Below are 232 nucleotides of genomic sequence, written 5' to 3'. Positions count from 1 at the left end.
GCAACTAGAGCTTTTTGACGCAAACGGCCTTGCCGAAGCTGTTCCACAGATTCACGAGGTTCGCGATAATCACGCCCTCGCGCTGCTGCGATTCGATGTTGCGCGTCAGCAGTCGCGCGCCGATACAGCGCTTGATGCGCGAGATCTGCGACTCGACCAGCGCGCGCTGGCCATACCCGTATTTGTTGCGGAACGCATGGGTGCCCTTGTCCTTGATGTACCGAACGAGATG

The 232-nt window shown here is 58.6% G+C and carries 1 protein-coding gene; it reads right to left on the bottom strand.

Annotated features, from left to right (window positions below):
• Positions 1-4: 4 nt before the first annotated feature.
• A partial coding sequence (locus tag AB3X89_RS40850; protein WP_368588128.1) for a hypothetical protein occupies positions 5-232 on the bottom strand: 228 nt, incomplete at its 5' end.

This window comes from Paraburkholderia sp. BR14320, from assembly GCF_040948665.1.
GTDB lineage: Bacteria > Pseudomonadota > Gammaproteobacteria > Burkholderiales > Burkholderiaceae > Paraburkholderia > Paraburkholderia youngii.
The sequence above is the reverse complement of the archived record's forward strand: the minus strand, read 5'-3'. Positions and strand labels throughout refer to the sequence as shown.